This is a genomic window from Pseudomonas sp. GXM4 (assembly GCF_008923895.1).
In the GTDB taxonomy this organism is placed as follows: domain Bacteria; phylum Pseudomonadota; class Gammaproteobacteria; order Pseudomonadales; family Pseudomonadaceae; genus Aquipseudomonas; species Aquipseudomonas atacamensis.
Genome location: NZ_WBRZ01000464.1, coordinates 1 through 2,012, shown reverse-complemented (window position 1 = coordinate 2,012; position 2,012 = coordinate 1). Strand labels below are relative to the sequence as shown.

The following is a 2,012-nucleotide window of genomic DNA, read 5'->3' as shown; positions in this document are numbered from 1 at the left end:
CGCCGGGATCGGGATGCTCATCAGGTGACCTCCGTATGGCACATGGCGTGGGACGTGCTTAAGTGAGTTGACCCGGCCACGACAAATTCGATCCGCAGGTTTGTCTTGTTAATTTCATCTGAACTTTTCCCCGCGCCGGTTGCTCGGAACCTAAGTGAGTTCATGACAGGGCCGGCGCTTTGTCGCGAATACTGTTCCGGCACAAGAGCGTCCTTGGGGCGTTAAGGAGAGATGCTCAATGACTGCTGAAAGACCTTCAGAGCTGAGTTACAACCCGCACATGCCGCTGTCGCAGGCGTTGCTGCTGCCACGCATCGTCATCGAAAACACCATGCCGACTCTCGACGGCGGCCAGTTCGCCGCCAAATCGATTGCCGGGCGCGAAGTGGTGGTGACCAGCAAAGTCTTTGCCGACGGCCATGACAAGCTCGCCGTGCGCATCCGCTGGCGCGAGGAAGGCCAGGAAACCTGGCAGACCGAGGTCATGTCCGATCAGGGCAATAACACCTGGCAAGGCCAGTTCCGCCCTGAGGAGCAGGGCCGCTACCTGTATTGCATCGAAGCGTGGATCGACCATTTCGCCAGCTTCCAGTACGAACTGGAAAAGAAGCACAGCGCGGCGGTGCCGGTTTCTCTGGAGTTGCAGGAAGGCCGCACGATGGTGCAACAGGCCGCCGAACGCAGCGAAGGTCAGCTCAGCGAGCAGCTCGCCGCGCTGCACCATGAATTGTCCGGCCTGCTCGAAACCGAGCAGGTTGCGCTGTTTCTGCACTCGCGCAGTGCAGAGCTGATGGCTCAGGCCGATCACCGTGCCTATCTGAGCATCAGCGCCGAATTTCCCATGGACGTCGAGCGCGAACTGGCCGAATTCGCCAGTTGGTACGAGCTGTTTCCGCGCTCGATCACCGACGATCCCCAGCGTCACGGCACTTTCAACGACGTGCACTCGCGTCTGCCGATGATTCAGGACATGGGCTTCGACGTGTTGTACTTCACGCCGATTCACCCGATCGGCCGCGCCCACCGCAAGGGCCGCAACAATTCCCTGACTGCCGGCCCGGACGATCCCGGCAGCCCGTACGCGATCGGCAGCGAGGAGGGTGGTCACGAGGCGATTCACTCGCAACTCGGCACCCGTGAAGATTTCCGCCGTTTGGTGGCTGCCGCCGCCGACCATGGCTTGGAAATCGCTCTCGATTTCGCCATTCAGTGCTCCCAGGACCATCCGTGGCTCAAGGAGCATCCGGGCTGGTTCAACTGGCGCCCGGACGGCACGATCAAATACGCCGAAAACCCGCCGAAGAAATACCAGGACATCGTCAACGTCGACTTCTATGCGCCGGACGCGATTCCGAGTCTCTGGGTCGAGTTGCGCGACATCGTCGTCGGCTGGGTCAAGGAAGGCGTGAAAATTTTCCGCGTTGACAACCCGCACACCAAACCGCTGCCGTTCTGGCAATGGCTGATCGCCGATGTGCGCACCCTGTATCCGGAAGTGATCTTCCTCGCCGAGGCTTTCACCACGCCGGCGATGATGGCGCGTCTGGGCAAGGTCGGGTATTCGCAGAGCTACACCTATTTCACCTGGCGCAATACCAAGGCCGAGCTGGCGGAATATTTCACCGAGCTGAACCAGTCGCCGTGGCGCGAATGCTACCGGCCGAATTTCTTCGTCAATACCCCGGACATCAACCCGGCGTTTTTGCATGAGTCGGGGCGTCCCGGTTTCCTCATTCGCGCGGCGCTGGCGACTATGGGCTCGGGGCTGTGGGGCATGTATTCCGGTTTCGAATTGTGCGAATCGGCGCCAGTACCGGGCAAAGAGGAGTATCTGGATTCGGAGAAATACGAAATCCGCGTCCGCGATTTCACCGCACCCGGCAACATCATTGCCGAAATCGCCCAGCTCAACCGTATCCGTCGGCAGAACCCGGCGCTGCACACGCATCTGGGGCTGAAACTCTACAACGCCTGGAACGACAACATTCTGTACTTCGGCAAGCGCAGCGCCG

The 2,012-nt window shown here is 60.2% G+C and carries 1 protein-coding gene; it reads left to right on the top strand.

Annotation, left to right across the window (positions count from 1 at the left end; genetic code table 11):
- Positions 1-238: 238 nt before the first annotated feature.
- Positions 239-2,012, top strand: a 1,774-nt coding sequence (locus tag F8N49_RS27445; protein WP_151553286.1) for an alpha-1,4-glucan--maltose-1-phosphate maltosyltransferase, incomplete at its 3' end; no start/stop codon positions are given.